The organism is Pseudomonas hefeiensis, assembly GCF_030687835.1.
Taxonomy (GTDB): domain Bacteria; phylum Pseudomonadota; class Gammaproteobacteria; order Pseudomonadales; family Pseudomonadaceae; genus Aquipseudomonas; species Aquipseudomonas hefeiensis.
On sequence record NZ_CP117449.1, the window covers coordinates 4,752,756 to 4,775,443 of the forward strand.

The 22,688-nt window shown below is 59.6% G+C and carries 17 protein-coding genes and 1 pseudogene; 7 read left to right on the forward strand and 11 right to left on the reverse strand.

Annotated features, from left to right (window positions below; genetic code table 11):
- Positions 1–167: 167 nt before the first annotated feature.
- Positions 168–1,019 (reverse strand): PoNe immunity protein domain-containing protein, encoded by an 852-nt coding sequence (locus PSH57_RS21255; protein ID WP_305385344.1) that lies wholly within the window; start codon positions 1,017–1,019, stop codon positions 168–170.
- Between the two features lie 441 nt (positions 1,020–1,460).
- Between PSH57_RS21255 and PSH57_RS21260 the strand changes: the two genes are divergently transcribed.
- Positions 1,461–1,637, forward strand: coding sequence for a hypothetical protein (locus tag PSH57_RS21260; RefSeq protein WP_305385346.1), 177 nt, complete (start codon positions 1,461–1,463; stop codon positions 1,635–1,637).
- An 80-nt stretch (positions 1,638–1,717) separates the two neighbouring features.
- Here PSH57_RS21260 and PSH57_RS21265 read toward each other — a convergent pair whose 3' ends face one another.
- Positions 1,718–3,064 carry a DEAD/DEAH box helicase gene (locus PSH57_RS21265; RefSeq protein WP_305385348.1) on the reverse strand — a complete coding sequence of 449 codons (1,347 nt, stop codon included), beginning with the start codon at positions 3,062–3,064 and terminating at the stop codon, positions 1,718–1,720.
- A 193-nt stretch (positions 3,065–3,257) separates the two neighbouring features.
- Between PSH57_RS21265 and PSH57_RS21270 the strand changes: the two genes are divergently transcribed.
- Positions 3,258–4,556: a mechanosensitive ion channel family protein gene (locus PSH57_RS21270; protein ID WP_305385349.1), complete on the forward strand. Its 1,299-nt coding sequence runs from the start codon at positions 3,258–3,260 to the stop codon at positions 4,554–4,556.
- Positions 4,557–4,671: 115 nt separating this feature from the next.
- Here the strand turns inward: PSH57_RS21270 and PSH57_RS21275 are convergent.
- The 3 genes and pseudogenes from PSH57_RS21275 to PSH57_RS21285 all read right to left on the reverse strand — a co-directional run bounded on the left by PSH57_RS21275 (position 4,672) and on the right by PSH57_RS21285 (position 6,955).
- A pseudogene (locus tag PSH57_RS21275) lies at positions 4,672–5,539 on the reverse strand (carboxylate/amino acid/amine transporter).
- 350 nt (positions 5,540–5,889) lie between these two features.
- Positions 5,890–6,489, reverse strand: a complete 600-nt coding sequence (locus tag PSH57_RS21280; protein WP_305385353.1) for an FMN-dependent NADH-azoreductase — start codon at positions 6,487–6,489, stop codon at positions 5,890–5,892.
- Positions 6,490–6,640: 151 nt separating this feature from the next.
- Entirely contained in the window at positions 6,641–6,955 is a 315-nt protein-coding gene (locus PSH57_RS21285; protein ID WP_305385355.1) for a 3-phosphoglycerate kinase, read from the reverse strand.
- 50 nt (positions 6,956–7,005) lie between these two features.
- On the opposite strand from PSH57_RS21285, the gene PSH57_RS21290 reads away from it, so the two are divergent.
- The 5 genes from PSH57_RS21290 (at position 7,006) to aqpZ (ending at position 13,312) form a co-directional block, all read left to right on the forward strand.
- On the forward strand, positions 7,006–7,929 hold the full coding sequence (locus tag PSH57_RS21290) for a PA3225 family LysR-type transcriptional regulator (RefSeq protein ID WP_305385357.1): 924 nt from the start codon (positions 7,006–7,008) through the stop codon (positions 7,927–7,929).
- Positions 7,930–7,943: 14 nt separating this feature from the next.
- On the forward strand, positions 7,944–8,747 hold the full coding sequence (locus PSH57_RS21295) for an alpha/beta fold hydrolase (RefSeq protein ID WP_305385359.1): 804 nt from the start codon (positions 7,944–7,946) through the stop codon (positions 8,745–8,747).
- Positions 8,748–8,751: 4 nt separating this feature from the next.
- Positions 8,752–9,315 carry a peptidylprolyl isomerase gene (locus tag PSH57_RS21300; RefSeq protein ID WP_305385361.1) on the forward strand — a complete coding sequence of 188 codons (564 nt, stop codon included), beginning with the start codon at positions 8,752–8,754 and terminating at the stop codon, positions 9,313–9,315.
- 84 nt (positions 9,316–9,399) lie between these two features.
- Positions 9,400–11,232 (forward strand): ABC transporter ATP-binding protein, encoded by a 1,833-nt coding sequence (locus tag PSH57_RS21305; protein ID WP_305385363.1) that lies wholly within the window; start codon positions 9,400–9,402, stop codon positions 11,230–11,232.
- A gap of 1,390 nt (positions 11,233–12,622) precedes the next feature.
- The gene (aqpZ, locus tag PSH57_RS21310) at positions 12,623–13,312 is read left to right on the forward strand and encodes an aquaporin Z (RefSeq protein WP_305385365.1); all 690 of its coding nucleotides are present in this window, start codon (positions 12,623–12,625) and stop codon (positions 13,310–13,312) included.
- 16 nt (positions 13,313–13,328) lie between these two features.
- Here the strand turns inward: aqpZ and PSH57_RS21315 are convergent, their stop codons facing one another.
- The 6 genes from PSH57_RS21315 to hrpA all read right to left on the reverse strand — a co-directional run bounded on the left by PSH57_RS21315 (position 13,329) and on the right by hrpA (position 22,615).
- Positions 13,329–14,453 carry a GNAT family N-acetyltransferase gene (locus PSH57_RS21315; protein ID WP_305385367.1) on the reverse strand — a complete coding sequence of 375 codons (1,125 nt, stop codon included), beginning with the start codon at positions 14,451–14,453 and terminating at the stop codon, positions 13,329–13,331.
- A 142-nt stretch (positions 14,454–14,595) separates the two neighbouring features.
- Positions 14,596–15,906 (reverse strand): OprO/OprP family phosphate-selective porin, encoded by a 1,311-nt coding sequence (locus tag PSH57_RS21320; protein WP_305385369.1) that lies wholly within the window; start codon positions 15,904–15,906, stop codon positions 14,596–14,598.
- A gap of 296 nt (positions 15,907–16,202) precedes the next feature.
- Entirely contained in the window at positions 16,203–16,439 is a 237-nt protein-coding gene (locus tag PSH57_RS21325; protein WP_305385371.1) for an anti-sigma factor family protein, read from the reverse strand.
- Positions 16,433–17,044 (reverse strand): RNA polymerase sigma factor, encoded by a 612-nt coding sequence (locus tag PSH57_RS21330; protein WP_305385372.1) that lies wholly within the window; start codon positions 17,042–17,044, stop codon positions 16,433–16,435. The genes PSH57_RS21325 and PSH57_RS21330 overlap by 7 nt, the downstream gene beginning before the upstream one ends.
- A gap of 216 nt (positions 17,045–17,260) precedes the next feature.
- On the reverse strand, positions 17,261–18,382 hold the full coding sequence (locus PSH57_RS21335; protein WP_305385373.1) for a beta-ketoacyl-ACP synthase III: 1,122 nt from the start codon (positions 18,380–18,382) through the stop codon (positions 17,261–17,263).
- Between the two features lie 321 nt (positions 18,383–18,703).
- Positions 18,704–22,615, reverse strand: a complete 3,912-nt coding sequence (hrpA, locus tag PSH57_RS21340; RefSeq protein ID WP_305416073.1) for an ATP-dependent RNA helicase HrpA — start codon at positions 22,613–22,615, stop codon at positions 18,704–18,706.
- Positions 22,616–22,688 lie beyond the last annotated feature (73 nt).

The following is a 22,688-nucleotide window of genomic DNA, read 5'->3' on the forward strand; positions in this document are numbered from 1 at the left end:
TGCATCGGTACTGACATGGAAGAACTGAAGAAGGCAGAAAAGAAAGCCGATTGACGGCTAAAAGCGCGCACAACCCGCCTCTGTGGCGAGGGGATTTATCCCCTCGCCACAGAGTTTTGTGCTGAATTCAAGTTGAACGACATACAGAAGCGGACCACGTTTACATTTCATTTGCGCAGCAGTTTTGATACCCACCCCCGCTTGGGCTCAGGTCGTATTAGGTGAGAGCCAGATCCGTTGGGACGCAAAAGATCACCAGGATAGTTTTCATGCCCCAGACATAGACTGTCATCTAGATCAAATGCTTTGACCGCAGCAACTCCCTCGATGCACCATCGACCGAAGTAGCTACCCTTTTCCAATGGGTGCTTTTCAGGATCACCGTACTGATACCACCATGGTTGCTCTTGGCCGCGTCGGTTGAGTTCCGGGTACCAATAATTGACAAACGCTCGCAACCGTATCGCCTGCTGTTCCTTGGGTGCATCGATGGCCTTAAGCAATCGGTTATAAGGTTTGTCATGCAGCAGGACGCTTCCAATGACACGTGAAGGCTGACGACTGACAATCACCCGATCCAGCAAAATATCTTTACCTTCCTCACCCACGAGAGCTAACAGCCGTCGCCACTGATCGTCAGGAATATCTAATACGAGCGCTAGTCCAACCAGCCAAAAACACCAAATATAATGATTTAGACTGGAAAGTTCGAATATCCAGTCGCGGCAGGTCTCTAAATGATATTCAGCACACACTTCATCAGCCAAACGGTTAGACAACTCCCACACATCCAGAATATCGGGGAACAATTTCTTCAAATCAGAAACAGGATCACCTTGGGAATATCGCCGGAGCACCAGACGCAAGATATCTCTGGACACATCCCATACAAACTGGGGTCGATACACCGGGTTCCCTGAAGGGGTATTAATCTGTGCACGATCCTTGACGATATTATTCTCGCTGTGTTTTATCCATTTACTCCAAAATTCTTTATCCCCCCTAGAATCGCGAATCATGGATGAGCTCCTGGAATATTTGTTTTAAACGCTAGTATTTTGGATGTATCAATGGGCTTTGGCTTACCCAAAGCGTCGAGCCCTTGAATCTCAATAAAACCATTTGCCCCCGTCCTCACCACCCACGTTTCAGTGCGTCCAGCATCAATGGCACGCCTGATATCAGGTGCATTTTGCTCGCCCACTGTCTTCTCTAACCGCCCGGAGCCTAACGTCCAACTGGTACGTCGGTCCGATTGACTCCGTACAAATCGTCAATCCCCGTCTCACCCGCCCTTGTATTCTCGCCGGTTTCAATTATTCATATCGAGGGCAAAAGACTGTCAGCACTTGAATTCTATAAATAAGCCCGGAGATACCTTGGTCTGTCGACAGCTGTGGCGAAACTGAATTGAAATCAATCCGCAAGATATCAACATGCCATTATCTGCATGAAAGTCTATGAACGGAAGTTTTGAAGATCAACGACGTATAGGTGAAGTATTTATTACAATTACAATTCAAACTATAAACGACGAAAATAATGCAGCAGCCTCTATTGAGATACCTCGCAACGTGAGCGGCTGTCAGAAAGATGAGCAAACCGGAAATAAAACTGACACGGCAAAAAGCCAATAAAGAATAGCTAGGGCACCCAATACCACCCATAAAAAAACCGGACCCAAGGTCCGGTTTTTTTATGCAGCACTACCGCCGTTTCACTCAGCCGCTGGCGTCTCTGGCTTGCGCCGCTTGAGTGGGGCCATGCCGTCCTTGCTGACCAGCGACAAGGCGTCGGTCTTCGGGCGGTTGGCGATCTTGCGCTTGGTCGGGGCCTTGGCGCCGGTTTTCTTTTTGTCGCCCTTGGCGTCGACCTTTTTCTTCTTCACGCCAACGGCCTTGCCCGAGGCCTTGACCTTTTTCGGTCCGCCGTAGGTGCCTTTGACTTCCTTGATGGTGCGGCGCTCGAAGCTCTGCTTGAGATAGCGCTCGACGCTCGACATCAGGTTCCAGTCGCCGTGGCAAATCAACGAGATCGCCAGGCCATCGTTGCCGGCGCGTCCGGTACGACCGATGCGGTGCACGTATTCGTCGCCGCTGCGGGGCATGTCGAAGTTGATGACCATGTCCAGGCCTTCCACGTCCAGACCGCGGGCGGCAACGTCGGTAGCGACGAGGATTTTCACGCCACCCTGCTTGAGGCGGTCGATGGCCAGCTTGCGGTCTTTCTGATCCTTCTCGCCGTGCAGCACGAACGCCTTGTATTCCTGGGCCACCAGGCGACCGTAGATGCGGTCGGCCATGGCTCGGGTGTTGGTGAACACAATGGCTTTTTCGTAAGTCTCGTTAGCCAGCAACCAGTTCACAATCTGTTCTTTGTGCTGGTTGTGGTCAGCGGTGATGATCTGCTGACGGGTCGTGGAGTTCAGCTGGCTGACCGCGTTGAGCTGCAAGTGCTCGGGGTTGTTCAGCACCTTGGCGATCATTTCCCGCAAGCCCGAACCGCCGGTGGTGGCGGAGAACAGCATGGTCTGCTGGCGGTTGGTGCATTCATCCACCAAGCGCTGCACGTCTTCGGCAAAACCCATGTCGAGCATGCGGTCGGCTTCGTCCAGCACCAGCACTTCGACTTCCTTGAGGTCGAGGTTGCCGGCGTTCAGTTGCTCGATCATCCGCCCTGGCGTGCCGATCAGGATGTCCGGTACTTTGCGCAGCATCGCGGCCTGGACCTTGAAGTCTTCGCCACCGGTGATCAGGCCGGACTTGATGAAGGTGAACTGCGAGAAGCGTTCCACTTCCTTGAGCGTTTGCTGGGCCAGTTCACGGGTCGGCAACAGGATCAGGGTCTTGATGCTGACGCGAACCTTGGCCGGGCCGATCAGGCGATTGAGGATCGGCAGCACGAACGCCGCGGTCTTGCCGCTGCCGGTCTGCGCCGTCACCCGCAGATCACGCCCCTGGAGCGCGAGCGGAATAGCCGCGGCCTGCACCGGCGTTGGCTCGACAAATTTAAGCTCGGCCACGGCTTTGAGCAGGCGTTCGTGCAGGGCGAATTGGGAAAACACGGATGCTACCTCGAAGAAATGCAAAAAAACAGCTGCATAGGGTAACGGTTTCGAGCGCGAAGGCCGAGTTTCTTTATACGAACGGCGCTAATCAGTGGCTTTTTTGTGAGCCGATTCGTCATCAAGGGTCACTTAACCTGGCTTAAATGCTCTAATCGCACCGTCGCGTCTTTATAGAAGAACCGTTTCGTCCATGGACATCAAACAGCTCTGGGTCAACATTCAAGACCTTTGGGGTGCCCTCGATAAGCACCCTCTCCTGCATTCCAGCCTTGCACTGATATTGCTGTTGGTGATTGCGCTGGTGCTCGGGCGCGTGGCGCGCTACCTGATCCTGCACGGTGCCAAGTTGCTGGGGCGCCAGCCGGCCCTGCACTGGGTCAACGACCTGCGCCAGAACAAGGTTTTCCATCGCCTGGCGCAGATGACGCCCTCGCTGGTCATCCAGTTCGGCCTGCACCTGGTGCCGGAACTGAGCAAGACCAGCATGGTTTTCCTGGGCAATGTCGCCCTGGCCTTCACCATTTTGTTCATGGTGCTGGCCATCAGTGCCCTGCTCAGCGCCCTGCTGGATGTCTACGCCCGCACCGAGCACGCCCGTACTCGCTCGATCAAAGGCTACGTGCAACTGGCGAAGATGGTGCTGTATGTGTTTGGCGCGATCATCATTGTCGCCACCCTGATCGACCGCTCGCCGCTGTTGCTGCTGTCGGGTTTGGGGGCCATGTCAGCGGTGATTCTGTTGGTCTACAAGGACACCTTGCTGTCGTTCGTCGCCAGCGTGCAGCTGACCAGCAACGACATGCTGCGGGTCGGTGACTGGATCGAGATGCCTCAGGTGGGGGCCGACGGTGATGTGGTGGACATCACGCTGCACACGGTCAAGGTGCAGAATTTCGACAAGACCATCGTCTCGATCCCCACCTGGCGCCTGATGTCCGAGTCGTTCAAAAACTGGCGCGGCATGCAGCAGTCCGGCGGGCGACGGATCAAGCGCAGCCTGTTCATCGACGCCGGCGGCGTGCGTTTTTTGCAGGACGAGGAAGAACAGCGCCTGACCCAGGTTCATCTGCTGACCGACTACATCAGCCGCAAACAGGCCGAACTCAAGGCCTGGAACGAAGCCCAGGGCAACGTTGCGGCGATGTCGGCCAACCGCCGACGCATGACCAACCTCGGCACCTTCCGCGCCTACGCCTTGGCGTATCTGAAAAGCCATCCGGACATCCAGCCAAACATGACCTGCATGGTCCGCCAGATGCAGACCACGGCCCAGGGCATCCCGCTGGAAATCTACTGCTTCACCCGCACCACGGCATGGACCGACTACGAACGTATCCAGGGCGATATTTTTGACTACCTGCTGGCGGTGATGCCGGAGTTCGGCTTGAACCTGTATCAACAGCCCAGTGGCATGGATTTGCGTTCGGGGCTGTTGCCGGCGGCGTTGGGGGCCAGCCATCTGCCGGAGCCGCAGAAGCAGGTGATCTGATACTCACAACAAATCCCCCTGTGGGAGCGGGCTTGCTCGCGAAAGCGGTGGGTCAGTCAATTAAGTACCGACTGATACTCCGCTTTCGCGAGCAAGCCCGCTCCCACAAGGGGGATCAGTGGGCAGGTAGCGGCTGGCGTATTCCCAATCGACTGATCCACACCGCCGCCAATATCACCGACCCGCCCAGCAGCAACCGCCCCAGCGCCTCGTGCTGGTTCCAGATCAGCAGGTTGACCAGCAACCCTACCGGCACATGCAGGTTGTTCATCACCGCCAGCGTGCCGCCGTTGACCATGCACGCGCCTTTGTTCCACCAGTACAGTCCCAACGCGGTGGAGACCAGGCCGAGGAATATCAGCACGCCCCACTGCAGCGGTGCTTCTGGCCAGAAATCCGCCTTGCCGAACATCAGGAAGGCCGGCAACGCCACCATCAGCGCACCGAGATAGAAATAGCCGAAACGCCGGTAGTGCGGCAGGTCGCTGGGATGGCGGGCGACCAGATGTTTGTACAGCACCTGCCCGGCCGCATAGGTGAAGTTGGCCAGTTGCAGCAGCAAAAAGCCCATGAAGAAATCCGGGTTGATCCGGTCGTAACGAATCACCGCCGCGCCAGCCACCGCCACCAGCGCCGCGATCAGTGCCCAGGGATTGAAGCGACGATTGAGCGCATCTTCGATCAGGGTCACGTGCAGCGGCGTCAGGATGGTGAAAAGCAGGACCTCGGGCACCGTCAGCACGCGAAAGCTCAGGTACAGACAGACGTAGGTCACGCCGAACTGCAACGCGCCGATCAACAGCATGCCGCGCATGAACGACGGTTCCACCTGGCGCCAGCGGGTCAGCGGAATGAACACCAGCCCCGCCAGCACAACCCGTACCAGCACCGCGAAATAACTGTCGACATGCCCGGCCAGGTATTCGCCGATCAGGCTGAAGGAAAACGCCTGAATCAGCGTCACAAAAAAGTAGATAGCCCATACGCCCCTCGTTTCGAATGGCGGCGAAGATAGCGGTTTTTGCCGGTTGTCGCTAACCGCAGTAGCCAGCCCAGGCACTGAACCCTGTGGGAGCGAGCCTGCTCGCGATGGCGGAGTGTCAGGTGATTTTCTCTTACACAGTCACACTGCAATCGCGAGCAGGCTCGCTCCCACAGGGTTGTGTGGCTGGCCTGGAATTGCAGGCAAAAAAAAGCCCGATCTCGCTAAAGCGTTCAATCGGGCGATTGCACTCAGGAGCAACAAGTGCCAAGGGAGGTTCGATGCGCAAAACAACTTGAAGGGAAGCGCCAGGCCACTAGACCACTTGGCGATTACCTGAGGATTAACGGATCAGGCGACCTGGGACAACTTGGCGTGGGCCTGATTCAAGCCCTTTTCCTGGAAGTCACCGCCCAGGTTCATGCCCTCGGCATGGATAAAGGTCACGTCGTGAATGCCGATGAAGGCCATGACCTGACGCAGGTAAGGTTCCTGATGGTCGGAGCTGGCGCCAGCGTGAATGCCGCCGCGGGCGGTCAGGACGAAAGCCCGTTTGCCGGTCAGCAGGCCCTGGGGACCGGTGGGGGTGTACTTGAAGGTCACACCGGCACGCAGTACGTGGTCCAGCCAGGCTTTCAAGGTACTTGGGATGGCGAAGTTGTACATCGGCGCGGCCATCACCAGCACATCAGCGGCCAGCAATTGATCGGTCAACTGGTTGGAGCGTTCCAGGGAAGCGTTTTCGATGTCGCTACGCTGCTCGACGGGCTTCATCCAGCCACCAAGCAGATTCGCGTCCAGGTGCGGCACCGGATCGATGGCCAGGTCACGAACACTGATTTCATCGGCCGGGTGCGCGGCTTTCCATTGGTTGATGAAGGTCTGGGTCAGTTGACGGGACACCGAGTCTTGCTGGCGGGCGCTGCTTTCGATGATCAGAACGCGGGACATGGGATGTAGCCTCCATCGGAGAATGTTGTCAGTCGATGGAGTGAAGATTAAACATGGTTACATCGATCAAAAAGCGCAAATAATTGCTGCAAAACATCGATAAATTCGTTTATAAGCGAAGCACCGTTTGGCTCGCTCCTGCGCCACCGGCTTATTTCGGCCGGCAGGTCAGTGTGATGCGCAGCTTGATGATGTTGCGGTTGAACTTGGCGGTGGCGTTCTTGAACTTGCCGGCGGCGACTTCGATCTTGCGGGTACGTGGCGCTTCAGGGCCGTTGCGAAACACCACGGCGCAGGCCGCGTCGGTGCCGCCGTAGTTGTTGACCTGAATGGAGCCGATGTCGGCATCGGTGTCATAGGCGGTGTAGTCGATGCTCAGGCCGTTGAGGTGTTTTTCCACATCGATCGGGTACGCGAACGCAGTCAGCGGCAACAGGGCCAGCACCACACAACAGATTTTTTTCATTAGGCAGTCTCCACCAAGGGACCGCCAGCTTAGGACAAGAGGAGCTCAATATGAAAGCGCCCCGCGTGACCCTGGATCAATGGCGAACGTTGCAGGCCGTGGTGGACCACGGTGGTTTTGCCCAGGCCGCCGAGGTGCTGCACCGCTCCCAGTCGTCGGTGAGTTACACCGTGGCGCGCATGCAGGACCAGCTCGGCGTGCCGTTGTTGCGCATTGATGGGCGCAAGGCCGTGTTGACCGAAGCTGGCGGCGTACTACTGCGTCGTTCCCGTCAATTGGTGAAACAGGCCAGCCAACTGGAAGACCTGGCCCATCACATGGAGCAAGGCTGGGAAGCGGAAGTGCGGCTGGTGGTCGATGCCGCCTATCCCAACGCCCGCCTCGTACGCGCCCTGACCGCGTTCATGCCGCAAAGCCGTGGCTGTCGTGTGCGCCTGCGCGAAGAAGTGCTATCGGGTGTTGAAGAAGTGTTGCTCGAAGGCGTGGCAGACCTGGCCATCAGCGGCTTCAGCATTCCCGGTTACCTGGGCGCCGAACTGAGCGATGTTGAGTTCGTCGCGGTCGCCCATCCCGAACACGCCTTGCATCGCCTCAACCGCGAACTGAGCTTCCAGGACCTGGAAAGCCAATTGCAGGTGGTGATCCGCGACTCCGGTCGCCAGCAACCCCGCGATGTGGGATGGCTGGGCGCCGAGCAACGCTGGACCGTCGGCAGCCTGGCCACCGCCGCAACGTTCGTCGGCAGCGGCCTGGGCTTCGCCTGGCTGCCGCGGCACATGATCGAGCGGGAACTCAAGGAAGGCTTGCTCAAGCGTCTACCCTTGGAGCAAGGCGGTACTCGCAACTCCACCTTCTACCTTTTTTCAAACAAGGAAAAACCCTTGGGCCCGGCCACGCAAATCCTCATCGAACTGCTGCGCACCTTCGATACCGCGCCGCTGGATGCACCGTTCGCTGCCCCTGAACAAGCCTGACAAGGACTTCGCCAATGGCCTATTTTGCCCACGAAGATTGCAACCTGCACTACGAGGAATACGGCCACGGCGCGCCCTTGATCCTGGTCCACGGGCTGGGCTCCAGCACCCGTGACTGGGAAAAACAGATCCCGGTATTGTCCGTCCATTACCGTTTGATCGTGGTGGATGTACGCGGCCATGGACGCTCCGACAAACCTCGTGGGCCTTACAGCATTGAAGGCTTCAGCGCCGACCTGATCGCCCTGATCGAACACCTGGACCTGGGTCCAGTGCATCTGGTGGGCTGGTCCATGGGCGGCATGATTTGTTTTCAACTGGCCGTGGATGAACCCGAGCGGGTCAAGAGCCTGTGCATCGTCAACAGCGCGCCGCAAGTCAAAGTCCGCACGCCTGATGACTGCTGGCAATGGTTCAAGCGCTGGAGCCTGATGCGCCTTCTGAGCCTTGAAACCATTGGCAAGGCCCTGGGCGCCAAGTTGTTTCCCAAACCGCAACAGACCGAGTTACGCCTGGAAATGGCCCGGCGCTGGGCAAAAAACGACAAACGTGCTTATCTCGCCAGCTTCGATGCCATCGTGGGCTGGGGGGTTCAGGAACGACTGTCGCAGGTGGCCTGTCCAACCCTGGTCATTTGCGCCGACCACGACTACACCCCCGTAGCACTGAAAGAAGCCTATGTGAAACTGCTGCCCGATGCCCGGCTGGTGGTCATTGCCGACTCACGGCACGCGACCCCGCTGGATCAACCCGAACGCTTCAACCAAACCCTGCTCGAATTTTTGACCGCAGTCGACTCAACTACTCAGGATCACTGAACCCATGCTGAAAAAAATCGCCCTCGCCGCCGGCTCCGTCCTGTTTGCCGCCAACCTGATGGCCGCGCAGCCGACCAAGGCGCCCCACGTATTGCTGAACACCACTAACGGTCAGATCGAAATCGAGCTGGACCCGGTCAAGGCACCGATCAGTACCAAGAACTTCCTTGAGTACGTGGACAGCGGCTTCTACGACAACACGATTTTCCACCGCGTGATCCCGGGCTTCATGGCCCAGGGCGGCGGTTTCACCCAACAGATGCAACAGAAAGACACCAAGCCACCGATCAAGAATGAGGCCAGCAATGGCCTGCATAACGTTCGTGGCACCTTGTCGATGGCGCGTACTTCCAACCCGAACTCGGCCACCAGCCAGTTCTTCATCAACGTAGCTGACAATGCGTTCCTCGACCCGGGCCGTGACGCCGGTTACGCGGTGTTCGCCAAAGTGGTCAAGGGCATGGACGTGGTGGACATCATCGTCAACTCCCAGACCACCACCAAACAAGGCATGCAAAACGTGCCGGTCGATCCTGTGATCATCAAGTCGGCCAAGCGCATCGACTAAACAGCACAGGGCAAGCCTGAGCGGCGGCGGCGATCCCGCGCCGCTCACAGGAACAAAGGAGAGCCCGGCCCGGGCTATGTACCCATGGTTTATCGCCGTTTCGAAACACTGATCGACATTTTCCGCGACGCCCCGACCTCGGCACCACCGAACCGCGTCCTGCCCTTCTACACCTATTATCTGAAACAAGTCTGGCCCAGCTTCGCCGTGCTGCTGGTGGTGGGCCTGATCGGCGCACTGATCGAAGTGGCGCTGTTCAGCTACCTGAGCCGCATCATCGACCTGACCCAGGGCACGCCGAATGTGGACTTCTTCAAGATCCACGGCCTGGAGCTGGCCTGGATGGCGGTGGTGGCGCTGGTTTTCCGGCCAATCTTCGTGGCCTTGCATGACTTGCTGGTGCATCAGACCCTGAGTCCGGGCATGACCAGCCTGATCCGCTGGCAAAACCACAGCTACGTGCTTAAGCAGAGCCTGAATTTCTTCCAGAACGACTTCGCCGGACGCATCGCCCAGCGCATCATGCAGACCGGCAACTCCTTGCGCGACTCAGCGGTGCAGGCCGTGGACGCGCTGTGGCACGTGCTGATCTACGCCATCAGCTCACTGGTGCTGTTTGCCGAAGCCGACTGGCGCCTGATGATCCCGCTGTTGATCTGGATCGCCGCCTACATCGGTGCGCTCTGCTACTTCGTGCCGCGGGTCAAGGAGCGCTCCGTGGTGTCGTCCGATGCCCGTTCCAAGCTCATGGGCCGGATCGTCGACGGCTACACCAACATCACCACGCTGAAGCTGTTCGCCCACACCAACTTCGAACAACAATACGCCCGCGAGGCCATTGAAGAGCAGACCGAGAAAGCCCAATTGGCCGGCCGCGTGGTCACCAGCATGGACGTGGTCATCACCGGCATGAACGGGATGCTGATTGTCGGCACCACGGCGCTGGCCCTGTGGCTGTGGACCCAGTCACTGATCAGCGTTGGCGCGATTGCCCTGGCGACCGGGCTGGTGATCCGCATCGTCAACATGTCCGGCTGGATCATGTGGGTGGTCAACGGTATCTTCGAAAACATCGGCATGGTCCAGGACGGTTTGCAGACCATCGCCCAGCCCGTCAGCGTCACCGACCGCGACCAGGCCAAGCCTTTGGCGGTGGCCCGTGGCGAAGTGCGCTTCGAGCATGTGGATTTCCACTATGGCAAGAAAAGCGGGGTGATTGGCGACCTCAACCTGGTGATCAAGCCGGGGGAAAAGATCGGCCTGATCGGCCCGTCCGGCGCGGGTAAATCCACGCTGGTCAACCTGCTGCTGCGTCTGTATGACGTGCAGGGCGGGCGCATTCTCATCGACGGCCAGGACATCGCTGAAGTGGCCCAGGAAAGCCTGCGCGAGCGCATTGGCATGATCACCCAGGACACGTCGCTGCTGCACCGCTCCATTCGCGACAACCTGCTCTACGGCAAGCCCGACGCCACCGATGCGCAACTCTGGGCGGCGGTGCACAAGGCCCGGGCCGATGAGTTCATCCCCCTGCTGTCGGACGCTGAAGGCCGTACCGGCTTCGATGCCCATGTGGGTGAACGCGGGGTGAAGCTGTCCGGTGGCCAGCGTCAGCGTATTGCCATCGCACGGGTGCTGCTCAAGGACGCGCCGATCCTGATCATGGACGAAGCGACCTCCGCGCTGGACTCGGAAGTCGAGGCGGCGATCCAGGAAAGCCTCGAGACCCTGATGCAAGGCAAGACCGTGATCGCCATCGCCCACCGCCTCTCCACCATCGCGCGAATGGACCGGCTGGTGGTGCTGGAAAACGGCCGTATCGCCGAAACCGGCAACCATGCTGAACTACTGGCCCATGGCGGGTTGTATGCGCGGCTGTGGCAGCATCAGACGGGTGGGTTTGTGGGGATTGATTGAACCGGGTTGGCTTCTACAGGCAAGAGCTGTGGGAATCGTGTGGGAGCAAGGCTTGCCCGCGATGGCGGCCGCACTTTCAGCATCAATGCAAGCTGACCCACCGCTATCGCGAGCAAGCTTTGCTCCCACAGCGGATTTATGGTGAACGCCGAATACATGAGCACTCGGGCCCCATGTGGGAGCAAGGTTTGCCCGCGATGGCGGCCGCACTTTCAGCATCAATGCAGACTGACCCACCGCTATCGCGAGCAAGCTTTGCTCCCACAGCGGATTTATGGTGAACCCCGAATCCCTGAGCACTCGGGCCCCATGTGGGAGCAAGGCTTGCCCGCGATGGCGGCCGTACTTTCAGCATCAATGCAGACTGACCCACCGCTATCGCGAGCAAGCTTTGCTCCCACGGGGATTTGTGGTGAAACACCAAATACATGAGCGCTCGTGCCCCACGTGGGAGCAAGGCTTGCCCGCGATGGCGGCCGCACTTTCAGCATCAATGTAAGCTGACCCACCGCTATCGCGAGCAAGCTTTGCTCCCACGGGGATTTGTGGTGAACCCCGAATACATGAGCGCTCGCGCCTCATGTGGGAGCAAGGCTTGCCTGCGATGGCGGCCGCACTTTCAGCATCAATGCAAGCTGGCCCACCGCTATCGCGAGCAAGCTTTGCTCCCACAGCGGATTTGTGGTGAACCCCGAATCCCTGAGCGCTCGCGCGCCATGTGGGAGCAAGGCTTGCCCGCGATAGCGGCCGCACTTTCAGCATCAATGCAAGCTGACCCACCGCTATCGCGAGCAAGCTCAGCTCCCACAGGGGATTTGTGGTGAACGCCGAATACATGAGCACTCGGGCCCCATGTGGGAGCAAGGCTTGCCCGCGATGGCGGCCGCACTTTCAGCATCAATGCAGCTGACCCACCGCTATCGCGAGCAAGCTTTGCTCCCACAGGGGATTTGTGGTGAACGCCGAATACATGAGCACTCGGGCCCCATGTGGGAGCAAGGCTTGCCCGCGATGGCGGCCGCACTTTCAGCATCAATGCAAACTGGCCCACCGCTATCGCGAGCAAGCTTTGCTCCCACGGGGATTTGTGGTGAAACACCAAATACATGAGCACTCGGGCCCCATGTGGGAGCAAGCTTTGCTCCCACAGCCCAGCGTCCGAGCGCCATTCTGAAAAAATCTGTCCAGCATCCATTGACCCTGCACCACAGCCGCATACTTCCAACCGACCACGGCCGAAACCGCCACCGTCCATGACGCTGGCGGTTTTTTTATGCCGCTGGATTCTTCGCAAAATCCTGCTGTACTCAGCCCAGGTTCTGGAGATGAACCTGTCGTAATTCTGCTGGATGCATAACCGATTATCACGACTGTTTTATCAAGGATGCTTATGTCTTTACTCAAACGTTCAACGACTGAGTTGTTGGGTACGTTCTGGCTCGTATTAGGCGGCTGCGGCAGCGCGGTATTGGCCGCTTCCGGGATTGGCGTGCTGGGGGTTGCCCTGGCGTTCGGTCTGACGGTGTTGACCATGGCGTTCGCCATCGGCCATATCTCGGGTTGCCACCTGAACCCGGCCGTGTCGGTGGGGTTGTACGTGGGCGGGCGGTTTCCGGCCAGGGAATTGCCTGCCTACATCATCGCCCAGCTCGTGGGTGGGGTGCTTGCCGCCGCGTTGATCTACTTCATCGCCAGCGGCAAGGAAGGCTTTGACCTGGCCGCTTCCGGCCTGGCAGCGAACGGTTACGGCGAACATTCGCCCGGTCAGTACTCCATGGTGGCCGGTTTTGTGACCGAGTTGGTCATGACGGCAATGTTCATCCTGATCATCCTCGGCGCCACCGATAAACGTGCGCCAGCCGGGCTGGCACCGATTGCCATCGGCCTGGCCCTGACGCTCATTCACCTGATCTCGATTCCGGTCACCAACACCTCCGTCAACCCGGCCCGCAGTACCGGCCCGGCACTGATCGTCGGCGGCTGGGCCCTCGAGCAATTGTGGCTGTTCTGGGTGGCACCGCTGCTGGGCGCCATCGTCGGCGGTGTTTCTTACCGCTGGCTGGGCAAGGAAAACAGCTGAGTCACGCCGGCGAAGATCAGCACTGCCGATAAGGCAGTGCGGTCTTCGCCTCTTCGGCATACGCCAGCACGCCCTCATGCTCGCGGACCAGAAAGTCTGCAACCGCCGCCTTCAGGCCAGGATGGCGCAAGTAGTGCCAGGAACGGGTGATCACCGGCTCGAAACCGCGAATCAATTTGTGCTCGCCCTGGGCACCGGCATCGAAACGCTGCAAGCCGTTGGCAATCGCGTAGTCCATGCCTTGATAGAAACAGGTCTCGAAGTGCAAACGGTCGAATTCCGCCAGACAACCCCAGTAACGCCCATAAAAACTGTCGCCGCCCACCAGGCTGAACGCCATCGCCACCGGCCGTGAACCTTGCTTGGCCAACACCACGCGAATGGCCTCGGGCATGCGCTCGGCCAGCAGACTGAAAAACGTCCGGGTCAGGTACGGCGCTTGCCGACGCACCGCGTAAGTGTTGGCGTAACAGGCGTAGACAAAATCCCATTGCGCCTGATCCAGTTGATGACCTTCCAGCCATTGGAACTCGATGCCCTGCCCCGCCACTTGCTCACGCTCCTTGCGCATCTGCTTGCGCTTGCGGGAACTGAGCGCGTCGAGAAAATCCTGAAAGTCCCGATAACCGCGATTCTGCCAGTGGTATTGGCAACCGATCCGCTGCAGCCAGCCCGGTTGCCCGGCCAACGCTGCGTCGGTGAAGGCATCGGTGAAGTTGATGTGGGCGCTGGAGAGCGATTCGATTTCCAGATAACCCGGCAGGCTGCCAAGCAACTCCAGCCCGTCTTCCCCACTCGCCGCCAGCAGCCGTGGGCCACTGACCGGGCTGAACGGCACCGCCGTCAACAGCTTGGGGTAATAGTCGATCCCGGCCCGGGCGCAGGCGTCGGCCCAGGCGTGGTCGAACACGTATTCGCCGTAGGAGTGCCACTTGCGATAACTGGGCAGAGCCGCCAGCACACGACCGTCTTCAATATGCAGCAGATGCTCGGCCTGCCAGCCGGATTGCGGCCCCAGGCTGCCACTGTCTTGCAGGGCCGTGAGGAAGGCGTGGCGCAGGAAGGGTTGATTGGCAGGCACCAGTGCGTCCCACTCTTGCGGCGCGATGGCGGACAGGCTGTCCAGAACGTGTAGCGGCATGCAATTCCCCGATATCCAGAATGCGGATGGGGCGAGTATCGCCGATCCTGACCGGACGGGCGTAAAAAAAACCCCGCCAGAGGCGGGGTTCAAAGGAGCTATAACGGATGAAAGATGAAGCTTTGTATCAAGTCAGCACGACTTAGAACACGTACTGGGCGCGCATGACAAAACCGTCGCCATCGTCGTCGCCGTTAGCATTGGTCACGTTGTCGGTCTTGGCCTTGACGTAAGCGGCGGAGATTTTCACCGCCTCGTTGGCGTACCAGTTCACACCCAGGTTGTGCACCTTGGCGTCGGCATCGCCCACGTCACGGGTCGCCGAGGCAGTGGTGATGTTGTCGTCTTCAACAGTCATGCTGTCGTAGCGATAGAACACTTCCCAAGCGCCGATGGACTTGTTGGCGGGCTTGATCGCGTCGAACTTGCCGATCTTATAACCACGGGACTCACCGGTGAGGGTGTAGGCGCCCTGGACATAAAAGCCGTGACCTTTGATGTCTTCAAAGGCGCTGTCGTCGGCCTTGGTTTTGCGGGAGATGTATTCACCCTGGATCGAGGCCGGGCCCATGGCAAAAGCGGCTTCCAGACCGAACGCGGTGTCGGTGTCGTACGAGCCGGCCGGCGAGTTGTTGGCACCACCCAGCAACGGACGGTTGCCGTTAGGGCCGGCATCGTTGCCACCCAATGTTTCGACGCCACGCATGCCCAGGCGGGAACGATAACGCGCATCGAATACGGTGTCAGAAACGTCACGGGAAGCGACGTTCACACCGAAGTGCAGGACGTTGCCGGAGTCGTGCATCGGCGCGAATACGAAGCGACCGTTAACCTGTTTGACGCTGTCGCCGTCGGTGTCGTTGTTATCCTTGGCGAATACGCCAGCGGAGGCATAGAACGAATCGGCGAAGGTGCTGGACGCTTGCAGGCCCAGACCGTTCTGATGGCCGTTGGCCCAGTCGATCAGGTCGTAGGCGGCGTTACGCTCCGGCGCGGTTACCCACTTGGAACTGGTGGCTTTTTCCAGGCCGAAATCCGGGTCGAAACGACCGAATTTGATCGAGACCGGCTTGAAGCCGTTATAGGCCATGGACGCTTCATCAAAGTAACCGTCGTCTGAACTGCCGGCGTTATGAGAGAAGTCGTAGCTGATGGTGTAGGCCCAATCCGTGTACAACACACCGGACAGTTCCAGGAAAGCGCGACGAAAGTAAGCGGCGTCGGCCGAATTGCCATTGTCGGTGTAGAGACCGTCGAACTGGCTGTAGTCAGCCTGCAAACGACCGCCAAGCTTGAAGCTGAACTCTTTGTCGGTGGTAGCGACCTCAAGGCCGCCCTTGGTTTTGACCACGATATCGGCGCCATCGGTAGTGACGGTGCCGGCGAAAGCCTGGGCGGTTACTGCCATTGCCAGTGCGCTGGCGGCAACACCTGCGAAGTGCTTGCGGATCATCGAAGAATTCCCCTGTTGGTAGTCTATGCCGTTAGAAAACACGCGGAACTGAGCCCGCTGGTGTTGGAGGGGATCTTGGCGATGGGTTATGTCAGCGCAGTTGCTATCAGATAAAGATTTTATGACAGGGGAACTTTTTACTTCGAAAGGGAATAACCGATGCGACAGAAGGCGTCGCAGAACCTGTGGGAGCGAGCCTTGCTCGCGATAGCGGTGAATCAGCCAGCATTGATGTTGACTGAAGCAATGCTATCGCGAGCAGACTCGCTCCCACAGGGCGTAAGGGTGTCTGGGACTCAGCGAATATTTTTGCGGCGCTCGACCGCGAGTTTCTCGGCCAGGTGATCCAGGTCGGGAATCGGTGGTTGCGGCAGTTTTTTGAGGGTCGCCTGCATCAGGCGCATCTGGCGGATGAAACGCCGGCATTTGGCACAGAACATCAGATGATGACGCATCATCAAGCGCTCACGGAGACTCAGTTGGCCGTCGAGAAAATCGCTGGAGCGTGCCACTTGTTCCTTGCAGGTCAGCATTCGCCGGTTTCCTCGAAATGTTCCACGGTTGCAAAGACCTTCAGCCGTGCCCGATGCAACAGCACACGTACGTTGGAGAGCGAGATGTCCAGAAGATTACAGATTTCCTCCAATTCCAGGCCCTGACGCTCACGCAAGGTCAAGACACTGCTTTGCAGTTGCGACAGGCTGAGCAGCGTGTGTTCAAGGCAATCGCGCAGTTCGCCCATCGTGAGCAGCGCCTCCGGTGTGTCCTGGTGCCAGGCGAACGGCGCCAGCAGCCAATGGCCATCAGCGGCGAAACGTTCATCGCCCAGGGTGCCGTGAGGCGACGGCAGATCATCGAGCAGCACTTCCCGACGGTTCTGCTTGTAGCGGCCCTTGGCGGCGTTGGCGGTGATGGTCAGCAGCCAGGTCTTGAGACTGGAGCGGCCCTGGAAGCCGTTGAGGTTGCGCACCACTGACAACCAGGCGTCCTGCACCACTTCATCGGCATGACGACTGCCCACGATGGCGTAGGCCACGGCACGCATCGGGCTCTGGTAGGTGCTGACCAGTTCCTTGTAGGCTTGTTGCTCACCGGCCAGTAGGCGTTGGAGAAGAAGGGTGTCGTCGGTGACCGTCATTCAACGTCCTATTGCTGGATAGATCCCGGTTGTTGCAGCTTGTGGGAGCAAGGCTTGCCCGCGATGAGGATGACTCCGTCTTCTGGGTGGCCCGAGGTGCCTGCATCGCGAGCAAGCTTTGCTCCCACAGACCACACAGACCACACAGACCACACAGACCACACAGACCACAGACCACAGACCAGCAGGAATAAATCCGCTGGCCGCCAAAGTGAATCAGTGCTTACGCAGAATCACGCTGCCAATTGAATACCCGGCGCCGAACGAGCTGAGTACGGCGACCGAACCGCTGGGCAAGTCATCCTGGTAGGTGTGAAACGCAATCACCGAACCGGCCGAACTGGTGTTGGCGTAGCGATCGAGGATCACTGGCGCTTCTTCTTCGGTGGCTTCGCGGCCCAGCAGCTTGCGCACGATCAGGTGGTTCATGCTCAGGTTGGCCTGGTGCAGCCAGAAGCGCTTCACTTCACTGACGTTCAGCTGATTTTCTTCCAGGTGGACGCCGATCAACTCAGCCACCATCGGGCAGACATCGCGGAAAACTTTGCGGCCTTCCTGGACGAACAGCTTGTCACGACTGCCGATCCCCTCTTCCCCGGCACGGTTGAGGAAGCCGAAATTGTTGCGGATGTTGTTGGAGAACTTGGTGAGTAGCTTGGTGCTGACCACGTCGAACTGATACGGCGAGGTCGCCTGGTCCGCCCGCTCGATGATCACGGCGGTGGCCGCGTCGCCGAAGATGAAGTGGCTGTCGCGATCGCGAAAATTCAGGTGCCCGGTGCACACTTCCGGATTGACCATCAGGATCGCCCGGGCCTGACCCAGTTGTACGCTGTTGGCCGCGGCCTGGATGCCGAATGTCGCCGAAGAACAGGCGACGTTCATGTCGTAACCAAAACCGTCGATGCCCAGCGCTTCCTGGACTTCAATGGCAATGGCCGGATACGCCCGCTGCAGGTTGGAACAGGCGACGATCACGCCATCGATGTCGGCGGCGGTACGGCCGGCACGTTCCAGGGCCTGTTTCGCGGCACCGACGGCCATCTCGCAAAGCACCGACCACTCGTCGTTGGAGCGCTCGGGCAGGCGCGGCGTCATGCGTTGCGGATCGAGAATACCGTCCTTGTCCATGACAAAGCGGCTCTTGATGCCGGAGGCTTTTTCGATGAACCCCGCACTGGACTCGGTCAATGCCTGGACTTCACCGCGCTCGATGGCCTCGGCGTTGTCGGCGTTGAACCGCTCGACATAGGCATTGAAAGATTGCACCAGCTCTTCATTGGAGATGCTGTTGGCCGGGGTGTACAGGCCGGTGCCGCTGATGACGACGTTATGCATGGTCGTGTCTCTGATCTGTTCAGGCAGAAAGCGTTGGCACCGACGTACCAACACACAAGGAGTCTTTTCCCATCCAGGGGAAGCAGACCTGGCAGCGCTTTATTCCGATCCGCCCGAGGCCATTGAAGCTCAAAACCACGGGACCGGCATTTATAGGCGCGAAGTTTGCCATAAACGCTGGCGTTTGGCCCATTTTCCGTTACTTACGCCCCAAAACCCTGTGGGAGCGGGCTTGCTCGCGAAGGCGGTTGTACATCCAACATTCATGCAAGCTGACCCACCGCTTTCGCGAGCAAGCCCGCTCCCACAGGGATTGAGGTGTTATGCCTCCACCTGCCCCCACTGCTTACTCAAACGCTTATCCGAAATCGGCACCTTGGTCCCCAGTTGCTGGGCAAACAGCGAGACCCGGTACTCTTCCAGCCACCAGCGGTACAGCTCCAGTTGCGGGTCGCGCTTGCCTTCCTGGGTATGTTTGCTGGCGCGCGCTTGGTACTGGGCCCAGAGATTCGACAGTTCACCGCTCCAGACCCGGTCCTTCTGCACCTGGCTGCCGAGTTTCTCGAAGCGCTGCTCGATGGCCTTGAGGTAGCGTGGCAGTTCCTTGAGCCACTGATGCGGGGTTTCGCGCACAAAGCCCGGGTACACCAGATGGCTGAGCTGCTGCTTGATGTCGTTCAGGGCGACGGCCTGGGCCAGGTCGATCTTGCCCTTGAAGCGTTTCTGCAGGCCGTGCCAGAGCTTGAGGATGTCCAGGGTCAACTTCGCCAGGCGTTCGGCGTGTTCGGTCCAGCCGCCGCGTTTGCGCTCGGCCAGGGACGCCAGCGCGGCACCATCACGGGGCAGGCTCGGCTCGCCTTCCAGCACACAACTGTCGAGGCTGACCAGCAGGATGTCCTCCACCAGGCTGTCGATGCGTCCCAGTTCGCGATACAGCAGGCCCAGCTCCGTCAACCCGGGCAGTTTGCCGCGCAGGAACTTGGCCGATTCAGCCAATTGCTGCATCAGCAGCCGCTGCAAGGCGCGACGGTGCTGGAACTCGGCTTCAGCCGGGGTCGGGAAGCGGCCTTCCTTGACCACACCGCCCTCTTCCACCAGCGCCGGGTACACCGTCATCGACAGCCCGGCGATCTTCTGTTGGGTTTTCTCGGCCACCGGGGCGAAGATTTTCGCCTCCACCGGCGCCTGGCTTTTCGCCGTCTGCGGCACGGCCAAGGCGGCCTGGCTGGCTTCGGCAAACCGCGCCGTCAGTTCGGCCAGGTCACGGCCTTCGCCGAGAAACTTGCCCTGGCCGTCGACGATTTCCAGATTCATGCGCAGATGGCTTTCCACCTGCTGCGCCGCTTGCGCCCAGGCTTCGTCACTGACCCGCGCGCCGGTCATGCGCAGCAGTTCGCGGCCCAAAGACTGCGGCAACGAACCCTCAGCGAAGGTGATGCGTTGCAGCGCGGCCTTGACGAAATCCGGCACTGGCACGAAGTTTTTGCGCAAAGCCTTGGGCAGGTTACGCACCAGGGCGATGCATTTGGCTTCGATCATCCCCGGCACCAGCCATTCCAGACGCTCCGGCGGCAGCATGGGCAGCAGCGGTGCCGGCACGCGCAAGGTCACGCCGTCGCGGGGATGGTTGGGCTCGAAGTGGTAGCTCAGCGGCAAGGTCAGCTCACCGACGCGCAAGGTGTCGGGGTAGTACGCGGCAGTGACTTCACTGGCCTCGCGGGCCAGCACATCTTCTTCGCGCATGATCAGCAGTTGCGGGTCTTTCTGGCTGTTGATCCGGTACCAGCTGTCGAACGTCGCGGTCTGGTGGATCTCGGCCGGCAAGCGCGCATCGTAGAAGGCGAACAGGGTTTCTTCGTCTGCCAGAATGTCGCGACGCCGGGCCTTGGCCTCCAGTTCGTCGAGTTGCTCCAGCAGTTGGGTATTGGCGCTCAGGCATTTGGCCCTGGACTGGATCTCGCCGCGCACCAGCGCCTCGCGAATGAACAGTTCCCGCGACACCACCGGGTCCACCGGACCGTAATGCACCGGCCGGCGACCGACCACGATCAGCCCGAACAGGGTGATTTGTTCATACGCCACCACTTGCCCGCGCTTCTTCTCCCAATGGGGTTCGAAGTGGTTTTTCTTGATCAGGTGGCCGGCCAGCGGTTCGATCCAGTCCGGCTCGATCTTGGCCACCATGCGCGCGTACAGCTTGGTGGTTTCCACCAGTTCGGCGGTCATCAGCCATTGCGGACGCTTCTTGCCCAGGCCCGACGAGGGGTGAACCCAGAACCGTCGTTGACGGGCACCGAGGTAGTCGCCGTCTTCGGTTTTCTGGCCGATCTGGCTCAGCAGGCCGGAAAGCACCGCTTTGTGCAGTTTCGGGAAATCGGCCGGCTCTTTATTGAGGCTCAGCTGCATGTCGCGGCAGATCAGGCTCAACTGCCGATGGGAATCGCGCCACTCGCGCAGGCGCAGGTAGTTGAGGAAGTTCTTGCGACACCAGTTGCGCAGCGGGCTGGCGGTCAGGGCCTGGCGCTGCTCTTCGAAACCGCGCCACAGATTGACCAGCCCGGCGAAGTCCGAGTCGGGGTCTTTCCACTGGGCGTGGGCCTGGTCGGCGGCCTGTTGGCGCTCGGGTGGACGCTCGCGCGGGTCCTGGATCGACATGGCGCTGGCGACGATCAGCACTTCCTGCAAGCTGCCCAGCTTCGCCGCTTCCAGCAGCATACGGCCCATGCGCGGGTCCACTGGCAAGCGCGCCAACTGGCGGCCCAGCGGGGTCAACTGACTGTTGCGGTCCACCGCCGACAGCTCTTGCAGCAGGTTGAAACCGTCGCTGATGGCCTTGCCATCCGGCGGTTCGATGAACGGAAAATCGGTGATCTCCCCCAGGCGCAGATGCAGCATCTGCAAGATGACCGCCGCCAGGTTGGTGCGCAGAATCTCCGGATCGGTGAATTCCGGCCGGCCGAGGAAATCTTCCTCGCTGTACAACCGCACACAAATCCCCGGCTCGACCCGTCCGCAGCGGCCCTTGCGCTGGTTGGCGCTGGCCTGGGAAATAGCTTCGATGGGCAGGCGCTGGACCTTGGCGCGATAGCTGTAGCGACTGATGCGCGCGGTGCCGCTGTCAATCACATAGCGAATGCCCGGCACGGTGAGCGACGTTTCGGCGACGTTGGTCGCCAGCACCACGCGACGGCCCGGGTGGGACTGGAAGATCCGCTGCTGTTCGGCTGGCGACAGCCGCGCATACAACGGCAGGATTTCGGTGTGCTTGAGCTGGGCCTTGCGCAGCATTTCCGCGGCGTCGCGAATCTCCCGCTCGCCCGGCAGGAACACCAGCACGTCACCGGGGTTGCGGCGTTCGCTGCGCTCATAAGCGGCGATTTCATCCAGCGTGGCGAGGATCGCCTGGTCGACGGTCAAGTCGTCCTCAACCCGATTGCCCTCCTCGTCCTGCTCCAGGGTCAACGGGCGATACCAGGTGTCCACCGGGAAGGTGCGGCCCGAGACCTCCACGATCGGCGCATCATCGAAGTGCTTGGAAAAACGCTCCAGGTCGATGGTCGCCGAGGTGATGATGACTTTCAGGTCCGGGCGGCGCGGCAGTAGGGTCTTGAGGTAGCCGAGCAAAAAATCGATGTTCAGGCTGCGCTCATGGGCCTCGTCGACGATGATCGTGTCATAGCGTTCCAGGTAACGGTCGTTCTGGGTCTCGGCCAGCAGGATGCCGTCGGTCATCAACTTGATCAGGGTGTTGGCGTCGCTCTGATCCTCGAACCGCACCTGGTAACCCACCAGCGCGCCCAAGGGTGTGGCCAGTTCTTCGGCGACACGGCTTGCCACGCTGCGTGCGGCGATGCGGCGCGGCTGGGTATGGCCGATCAAACCGTGCTGGCCGCGACCGATCTCCAGGCAGATTTTCGGCAACTGCGTGGTTTTGCCCGAACCGGTTTCGCCGGCGATGATCAGCACCTGGTGCTTGAGCAACGCGTCCTTGATTTCGTCACGCTTGGCGGCGATCGGCAAGCTGTCGTCATAACGAATGACCGGCAGGCTGGCCTTGCGCGCCAACACCTGATCGCACGACGCTTGCATGCGCGTCACCCACTGGGCCAGCCTGGCCTCGTCGGGTTTCTTGCGCAGCTCGAGCAACTGACGCCGCAACCGGTTACGGTCGGCGAGCATGGCGTGGTCGAGGTTTTTCAGCAGCTTGTCGATAGCGGGGGCTTGGTCAGTCATCAGGTACGCAAGGGTCGTCGGTTTGAGCAGGGGGCGATTGTCGCAGATTTGCGCACATGTGGGAGCAAGGCTT

Coding starts and splice junctions, on each gene's coding strand:
- PSH57_RS21320 (WP_305385369.1), bottom strand. CDS start 15,906: ATGATCCGCAAGCACTTCGCAGGTGTTGCCGCCAGCGCACTGGCAATG.
- PSH57_RS21255 (WP_305385344.1), bottom strand. CDS start 1,019: ATGATTCGCGATTCTAGGGGGGATAAAGAATTTTGGAGTAAATGGATA.
- PSH57_RS21325 (WP_305385371.1), bottom strand. CDS start 16,439: ATGCTGACCTGCAAGGAACAAGTGGCACGCTCCAGCGATTTTCTCGAC.
- PSH57_RS21300 (WP_305385361.1), top strand. CDS start 8,752: ATGCTGAAAAAAATCGCCCTCGCCGCCGGCTCCGTCCTGTTTGCCGCC.
- PSH57_RS21285 (WP_305385355.1), bottom strand. CDS start 6,955: ATGAAAAAAATCTGTTGTGTGGTGCTGGCCCTGTTGCCGCTGACTGCG.
- PSH57_RS21290 (WP_305385357.1), top strand. CDS start 7,006: ATGAAAGCGCCCCGCGTGACCCTGGATCAATGGCGAACGTTGCAGGCC.
- PSH57_RS21335 (WP_305385373.1), bottom strand. CDS start 18,382: ATGCATAACGTCGTCATCAGCGGCACCGGCCTGTACACCCCGGCCAAC.
- PSH57_RS21330 (WP_305385372.1), bottom strand. CDS start 17,044: ATGACGGTCACCGACGACACCCTTCTTCTCCAACGCCTACTGGCCGGT.
- PSH57_RS21270 (WP_305385349.1), top strand. CDS start 3,258: ATGGACATCAAACAGCTCTGGGTCAACATTCAAGACCTTTGGGGTGCC.
- hrpA (WP_305416073.1), bottom strand. CDS start 22,615: ATGACTGACCAAGCCCCCGCTATCGACAAGCTGCTGAAAAACCTCGAC.
- PSH57_RS21280 (WP_305385353.1), bottom strand. CDS start 6,489: ATGTCCCGCGTTCTGATCATCGAAAGCAGCGCCCGCCAGCAAGACTCG.
- PSH57_RS21295 (WP_305385359.1), top strand. CDS start 7,944: ATGGCCTATTTTGCCCACGAAGATTGCAACCTGCACTACGAGGAATAC.
- PSH57_RS21315 (WP_305385367.1), bottom strand. CDS start 14,453: ATGCCGCTACACGTTCTGGACAGCCTGTCCGCCATCGCGCCGCAAGAG.
- aqpZ (WP_305385365.1), top strand. CDS start 12,623: ATGTCTTTACTCAAACGTTCAACGACTGAGTTGTTGGGTACGTTCTGG.
- PSH57_RS21305 (WP_305385363.1), top strand. CDS start 9,400: ATGGTTTATCGCCGTTTCGAAACACTGATCGACATTTTCCGCGACGCC.
- PSH57_RS21260 (WP_305385346.1), top strand. CDS start 1,461: ATGAACGGAAGTTTTGAAGATCAACGACGTATAGGTGAAGTATTTATT.